General features: G+C 67.1%; 6 protein-coding genes. 3 read left to right on the top strand and 3 right to left on the bottom strand.

What is annotated here, in order from left to right:
- Positions 1–34: 34 nt before the first annotated feature.
- Both AC2VLV_RS00700 and AC2VLV_RS00705 read left to right on the top strand, forming a co-directional pair.
- Positions 35–1,303: a multifunctional CCA addition/repair protein gene (locus AC2VLV_RS00700; protein WP_486988172.1), complete on the top strand. Its 1,269-nt coding sequence runs from the start codon at positions 35–37 to the stop codon at positions 1,301–1,303.
- The gene (locus AC2VLV_RS00705; protein WP_486988173.1) at positions 1,303–3,672 is read left to right on the top strand and encodes a thioredoxin domain-containing protein; all 2,370 of its coding nucleotides are present in this window, start codon (positions 1,303–1,305) and stop codon (positions 3,670–3,672) included. The genes AC2VLV_RS00700 and AC2VLV_RS00705 overlap by 1 nt, the downstream gene beginning before the upstream one ends.
- A gap of 32 nt (positions 3,673–3,704) precedes the next feature.
- Here the strand turns inward: AC2VLV_RS00705 and AC2VLV_RS00710 are convergent, their stop codons facing one another.
- Positions 3,705–4,163: a LapA family protein gene (locus tag AC2VLV_RS00710; protein ID WP_486988174.1), complete on the bottom strand. Its 459-nt coding sequence runs from the start codon at positions 4,161–4,163 to the stop codon at positions 3,705–3,707.
- Between the two features lie 120 nt (positions 4,164–4,283).
- Between AC2VLV_RS00710 and AC2VLV_RS00715 the strand changes: the two genes are divergently transcribed.
- Entirely contained in the window at positions 4,284–5,315 is a 1,032-nt protein-coding gene (locus AC2VLV_RS00715; protein ID WP_486988175.1) for an isocitrate/isopropylmalate dehydrogenase family protein, read from the top strand.
- A 99-nt stretch (positions 5,316–5,414) separates the two neighbouring features.
- Here the strand turns inward: AC2VLV_RS00715 and AC2VLV_RS00720 are convergent, their stop codons facing one another.
- Both AC2VLV_RS00720 and AC2VLV_RS00725 read right to left on the bottom strand, forming a co-directional pair.
- Positions 5,415–5,855: a sulfide dehydrogenase gene (locus AC2VLV_RS00720; protein ID WP_486988176.1), complete on the bottom strand. Its 441-nt coding sequence runs from the start codon at positions 5,853–5,855 to the stop codon at positions 5,415–5,417.
- 15 nt (positions 5,856–5,870) lie between these two features.
- Positions 5,871–6,931 (bottom strand): molybdopterin-dependent oxidoreductase (locus AC2VLV_RS00725; RefSeq protein WP_486988177.1); only part of this gene is annotated, 1,061 nt, incomplete at its 5' end.

Here is a 6,931-nt window from a genome sequence, read left to right on the forward strand (position 1 = left end):
TTCCATTTGGCCGCGAGCTTTTACACTGACCGTCATGACTTCTTCTGTCGTTCATCCTCCCGGTCGGTCCTTTGTCGTGGGCGGTGCGGTGCGGGATGCCTTGCTGGGGCGTCCGCATGGCGACCGCGACTGGGTGGTGGTGGGGGCGACACCGCAGCAGATGCTTGACGCCGGGTTTCTGCCGGTGGGGCGCGACTTTCCGGTGTTTCTGCATCCGCAAACCCACGAGGAATACGCGCTGGCGCGTACCGAGCGCAAGACGGCGCCGGGCTATCGCGGCTTTGTCGTGCAGGCGGCGCCCGAGGTCACGCTGGAGGAAGATTTGTTGCGCCGCGATCTGACCATCAACGCCATGGCGCGCGCGGCGGATGGCACGCTCATCGATCCTTACGGCGGCCAGCGCGATCTGCGGGCGCGGGTGTTGCGGCATGTCTCGGCGGCGTTTGCGGAAGACCCGGTGCGCATTCTGCGGCTGGCGCGGTTCGCGGCGCGGTTTGGTGACTTCACTGTGGCGCCCGAAACGATGGACTTGATGCGCGACATGGTTGCCGCGGGCGAGGTGGACGCGCTGGTTCCCGAGCGCGTGTGGCAGGAACTGGCGCGCGGGCTGATGGAGCCGCAGCCGCAGCGCCTGTTCGCCGTGCTGCGCGAATGTGGCGCGCTGGCGCGGTTGCTGCCGGAGCTAGACCGTCTTTGGGGCGTGCCGCAGCGGGCCGACTATCACCCCGAGATCGATACCGGGGTGCACGTCATGCTGGTGCTGCAGGCGGCGGTCGCACTCGACGCCCCGCTGGCAGTGCGTTGGGCCTGCCTGATGCACGATCTGGGCAAGGGCACAACACCTGCCGATGTCTTGCCGCGCCACATTGGCCACGAGCAGCGCAGCGTGGCGCTGGCGGCCGCAGTGGCGCGAAGACTGCGGGTGCCGACCGACTGCGCCGAGCTGGCCGCCGTGGTGGCCGCCGAGCACGGCAATATTCACCGCTGTCTGGGCTTCGGCGCCGAGGCCACGCTGCGCCTGCTGCAGCGCTGTGACGCCTTGCGCCGACCGGAACGATTCGCGCAGGCGCTGCTGGCCTGCGAAGCCGATCATCGCGGACGTGGCGGCGACTTTCCGCAGCAACCGTATCCGCAACGCGCGCGCCTGCTGGCCGCATTGGATGCGGCGCAGGGCGTGGACGCGGGGGCGATTGCTCAGCAAGTCACGCAATCGGGTGGCAAGGCCGCGGCGATTGCGCAGGCAGTGCAGGCTGCACGCGAGCAGGCGGTGGCTCTCGTGCTCGCGCAAGCGGAGGGGGGCTGATGAGAGCGCTGCTTCGCCTCGGAGCGCTGGTGTCGTTCCTCGCCACATGGGTCTTACTGGGTACGGCTGCGGCTCAGGCGGCCCCCACGAACCGGCTTGCCGCCTCGCACGATCCTTACCTGCTGGAGCACGCCCACGACCCTGTGGACTGGTACCCGTGGGGACGTGAGGCGCTGGAGAAGGCGCGGCGCGAGAACAAGCCCATCTATCTGTCCATCGGCTACTCCGCCTGCTACTGGTGCCATGTGGCGCAGCGCGAGCTTTACCGCAACCCGCAGATCGCCGCGCTGATGAACCGCTGGTTCGTCAACGTGCTGGTCGACCGCGAACAACGGCCCGACATCGATCACATCTACATGCTGGCGCGGCAACTCATGACGCGTGACAGCGGCTGGCCGAACAACGTCTTTCTCACCCCCGATCTACAGCCGTTCTACATCGGTAGCTACTTCCCGCCCAAGGCCACGGCGCAGCAGGAGGGCTTTCCCACCCTGCTCGCGACTTTGCACAAGAACTGGACGCAGCATCCGGCCGAGGTCAAGCGCATCGCCGCGCAGATCGCGCAGGCCATGCAGGCTGCGGCCATTGCGGGCGATGCCTCGGCGCCGATCGACCCTGCGGCCTGGACGCAGGCCGCGCAGACCGAGGCGCTTCACCGCTTCGACGCCCTCGACGGCGGTTTCGCCTCAGCCACTGCTGCCGCGCGTTTTCCGCAGCCGCCGCTGCTGGCCTGGCTGTTGGCGCGCGGCGGCGCGGGCGAGCCGAAAGCGACGCAGGCTGCGGTGTTCACCCTGCAGGCCATGGCGCAGGGCGGGCTGATGGATCAGCTCGGCGGCGGTTTTCGCCGCTACGCCGTCGATCCCGGCTGGTCGGTGCCGCATTTCGAGATGATGCTGTCGGACAACGCCCAACTGCTCTCGGTCTATGCGCGGGCCTACGCGCAGACCCGGCTGCCCGACCTGCGCTGGACGGCGCAGCGCACCGCAGGCTTTTTGTTGCGCGATCTGCGCCTGCCGCAGGGCGTGTTCGCCACGGCCATCGCCGCCGAAACCGGCGGGGTGGAAGGCGCCACCGATCTGTGGACGACGACGCAGATCGACGGCGTGCTCGGCCCGCGGCAGGCGCAGGCGTGGTTTGCTCTCTACGCGCTGACGCCCGTGCATCCGGGAAGCGAATCAGGCGTGCTGCGCCAGCGGCGCGAAGTGGCCGAGCACCTGCTGCGGCAGGGGCAGTGGGTCGCGCGGCTGGAACAACTCGCGCCGCAGCGCCGCGCCCTGCTCGCCGCGCGCAACCATCGCCCGCAGCCGCGGCGCGACGACAAGATCGTCACCGCCGACAACGCGATGGCCATCCGCGCGCTGGCCCAGGCGGGCATGGTGCTGGACGACCGCGCGCTGACTGAGGCCGCCGTGCGCGCGGCCGACTGGGAGTGGCAGCACGCCTGGAGCCCGCATCAGCGTCTGCTGGTGCATCAATGGGCGGGCGGGCACGTCGGCAATCCCGGTTTTCTCGACGATTACGCCGAGCTTGCCCGCGCCTATCTCACTCTCGCCAGCGTGCAGCACGATGCGCGCTGGAGCCAGCGCGCCAGCGACCTGGCCGAAGCTCTGCTGCAGCGGTTCGCCGCGCCAGATGGCAGCCTGCGCTCGGCGCCCGCAACCGATTCTTTGCCATTCCCCACTCCCTTGCAGGGTGATGTGCATCGGCCTTCCGGGCAGAGCGCGGCCATTGCCGTGCTGCTTGAATTGGCGCAGCGCACCGGGCAGGCGCATTGGGCTGATGCGGCACGCCGCGCGCTGCGGCCTCTGGCCTTGCAGGTGCAGGCGCGCCCGCTCGATTGGCCCGATCTGCTGCAGACGCTGGGTAGCGCTGCGGGGCGCGCGGTGTTTACGTCGCTTCAACAGACAACCCCCATCCGGCCAGCGGATTGCGCCGGGCTGCCGCAAGGCGCGTGTTCCTCAGACCGGGTGCAGGTGAAATGGTTGGCGAGCGACCGGCTGCACTTGCACATCGCGCCCGGGTTTCACATCAACGCGAACCCGGCTTCCGAGCCGAATTTGATCGCCACCACCGTGTTGGTCGGCGGCCAGCCGCTGCCGGGGGTGCGCTATCCGCCGCCGCAACAGTTTCGTCCGGCTTTTGCGCCGCAGGGCATTGCGGTTTGGGAAGGGCGGGTGACGCTGGATCTGCCCGCGCTGACGCCCGATCAGCGCGCCACGCTGGCGCTGCGGGTGCAGGCCTGCAACGCCACGACCTGTCTGGCGCCCAGTGTGATGCGGATCGGAGCGCAGACTTCCTCAACGCCCAAATCCGTCCAAGGGCTGGCTTTGCTTTTTCCGCCGCCGCCCCCACGAGTGGGGAGGGAGTAAAGCGTTTTCCCCGCGACGTGGGGAATCGTCAGTCACCCCATCAGCCGCGGCGTGCCCGCACGTTGCAGACGGTCGTCAATCTCACCCAGCGTGGCGCTGAGGCCGTTGGCATTGGCCTCGATGGCGCTGCGCAATTCGCGGTCGAGTTGGTCGACGCGGGCCATCAGCTTGTCCAGATCGGCGCTGTGCAGGTTGCGCAGTTCGTCGAAGCGCGACGCTTCGGCCTTGTCGGCCAGTTCGCGCTGCGCCTTGAGTTCTTTGGCGACGCGGCGTGAATCGCTCATCATCCCGGCCTGCAGCACCACGATGTAAATCAGGAACACGGCGGCCAGCGCCACGATGAGCCCGAGCATGATCAGCCCCAGCGGCGCCTTCGCCGTGGTGAAGCCCAGCGACAGATCGGTGGGCGCCATCAGCACGCTCCAGTTCAGTGCGGAAAAGATGGCGATGAGCACGATCACCAGGATGACCAGACCGCTGCGGAAATTCATGTTCGCTCCCTTGTCGTCGAATGCGTTCGCTACAGTTTAGGGTCTGTCCAGGCCCTAGCCATCATGCGTTGCGGCACGCACCTTGCTTGCTGAATCAGCGCCCCATCAACGGAGACTTCGATGACCCCAAGCATTCCCGCCACCCTGATCGCCGGAGACGGCATCGGCCCCGAAATCATGGATGCCACCCTGGCCGCGCTCGATGCGCTCGATGCGCCCTTCGACTGGGATTCGCAGGTGGCGGGCCTGGGCGGGGTGAAGACCGCGGGCGACCCGCTGCCCGCGGCCACGCTGGCCAGCATCCGCACCACGCGGCTGGCGCTCAAGGGGCCGCTGGAAACGCCCTCGGGCGGCGGCTATCGCTCCAGCAATGTGCGCCTGCGCGAGGCGTTCAAGCTCTACGCCAATATGCGGCCCACCAAGACCTTGATCCCCGGAGGCCGCTATGACGACATCGACCTGCTGGTTTTCCGCGAGAACGTCGAAGGTCTGTATATGGGTTACGAGCATTACATCCCCATCGACGGCGACCCGCACGCCGTGGCCATTGCCACCGGGGTGAACACGCGGCAGGGTGCGCGCAACATTCTCGACTACACCTTCCGCACCGCCATCGCCCTGGGGCGCAAGAAGGTGACCGTGGTGCACAAGGCCAACATCATGAAGGCGCTCACCGGCATCTTTCTGGAAACCGCCTACCTGCTGCACAAGGAGAAGTACGCCGATCAGATCGAGCTCAACGACGTGATCGTCGATGCCTGCTGCATGAAGCTGGTCATCAACCCGTGGCAGTTCGACACGCTGGTGACGACCAATCTGTTCGGCGACATTCTGTCGGATTTGGCCGCCGGTCTGGTGGGCGGGCTGGGCATGGCGCCCGGCGCCAACATCGGCCAGGACGCGGCCATCTTCGAGGCGGTGCACGGCTCGGCGCCCGACATCGCGGGCAAGGGCATCGCCAACCCCATCGCGCTGATGCTGGCCGCCGCCCTCATGCTCGATCACGTCGATCTGCACGACAAGGCCAACCGCCTGCGCCAGGCGATCTCCGATACGCTGAATGTCGACAACATCCGCACGGGTGATCTGGGCGGGCGGGCCAATACCCAGCGCTTCACCGACGCCATCGTCAGCCGCATCAAGAACGGCTGACAAGACAGCGGTTGGCAGCGCATGAGAAAACGCCGGGCCGTCCCAAGTTTTCTCATCCCCCTCGGGGGGCGGGTCGGCAAGCCGACCCAGGGGGCTCTTTCACTCCTTGCGGGTGTCTGGCGTGTAGTGCGTCTGCAGGTAGGTGATGATCTCCTTGGCCGTCGCCTCCTGGATGGGCGCGCCGAAGGTCTTGATCATCTTGTGCACCTCGGCTTCCCACGTCGCCGCAGGCAGCGGAGGCTGCATGGTGATGTAGGTCACGCTGTGGCACATGCTGCAATTGCCCAGCACGGCGTCGCGCCCGGGACCGGCGGCCAGCTCGGCGGTGTAGGTGGGCCACTTGCCCACCCGGTACACCGCGCCGTTGCCCGGCTGCACGCGCGCGGGCTGCAGTTCCGAGCCCAGCGGGCCTCCGGCATAGTCGCCGACACTCAGCAGCCCGGGGCGCGGGGTTTCGGCCAGTGCCGATGGCGGCGTGAGCGTCAGCAGCGCCAGCCCAGCGGCGGCAGCGAGGGTGAGGAGGTTGAGGGTTTTGTGCATGATCTTCTCTCCCGTTCAGGCGCCGAGCACGAGCACCTGCTGGCGCTCGATCTTGTTCCACAGATAGCCGCCGGGGTTCCACACTCCGCTGTCGGGCTGCACATGTCCGCCGGTGTCGGTGGCGCGTACGGCGAGGGTCTGCAAGCCGGGTAGTTCGGGCTTCCACACCAGTTCAAACTCGCGGAAGGAATAGCGGCCGAGATCGCGCCCGAGCTTGGCCGCCTTCCAGGTCTGGCCGCCGTCGGTGGAGACATCGACCTTGCGGATGCCGCCCATGCCGCTGAAGGCGATGCCGCGTATCACCGTGGGCATGCCGTGCACCACGGGCGCGCTGTCGTCCGGGTCGATGATGAAGGAGCGCACGGGCATGTTGACGTGGCCGATGGGCACCATTTTCACCTTGCCCGCTTTCAGATCCGCGGGGGTGGTGTTGCCGTTGGGGGTATCCGGAATTTGATAGGCCGGCTTCATCCAGAAGTTGGTGTCCGGCTCGGTGAGCGCGCGGATGTGGGTGAGGTGTTTGGTCCAGTAAGTGGCGAACTTGCCCGGCATGATCAGCCGCACCGGAAAACCGTTGAGCATGGGCAGCGGTTCGCCGTTCATGGCGTAGGCGATGACCGCCTCGTCGAGGATGGGCTCGTGCACGTCCCACGACTTGAAAAAGCGGTGCGATCCTTTGCCCTCGGGACCCGGCCCATGGTCGAGCCCTTCGAACTGAATCTGCACCGTGCCCTTTTCGATACCGGCCCGGGCCAGCACATCGCGTAGGCGCACGCCCGTCCACATCGCGTTGCCCATCGCACCGTTGCCCCACTGGCCGCCGGGCACGCGCGGCTGAAAGCGGCTGCGCGAATTGCCCGAACATTGGTTCACCGCGGCAATGTCCACGCTGCGGAACTCGCGCAACAACTGATCGAAGCTGAACTGCAGCGGCCGCTTGAAATTGCCGGTGAGTTCCAGACGCCAGGTTTTGAGGTCGATCGCGTTGGGAATGTCGGGCAAGTGATAGCGCACATAGAACGCCTCGTTGGGCGTGATGGCGCTGCGGAAATAGGCGCGCGGCGTTTCGAGCTGAA

This window comes from Thiomonas sp. TH-17 (assembly GCF_057473305.1).

Excerpts from the sequence above, each read along its gene's own strand:
- AC2VLV_RS00710 (WP_486988174.1), bottom strand. The coding sequence starts at position 4,163 with ATGAATTTCCGCAGCGGTCTGGTCATCCTGGTGATCGTGCTCATCGCC.
- AC2VLV_RS00715 (WP_486988175.1), top strand. The coding sequence starts at position 4,284 with ATGACCCCAAGCATTCCCGCCACCCTGATCGCCGGAGACGGCATCGGC.
- AC2VLV_RS00720 (WP_486988176.1), bottom strand. The coding sequence starts at position 5,855 with ATGCACAAAACCCTCAACCTCCTCACCCTCGCTGCCGCCGCTGGGCTG.
- AC2VLV_RS00705 (WP_486988173.1), top strand. The coding sequence starts at position 1,303 with ATGAGAGCGCTGCTTCGCCTCGGAGCGCTGGTGTCGTTCCTCGCCACA.
- AC2VLV_RS00700 (WP_486988172.1), top strand. The coding sequence starts at position 35 with ATGACTTCTTCTGTCGTTCATCCTCCCGGTCGGTCCTTTGTCGTGGGC.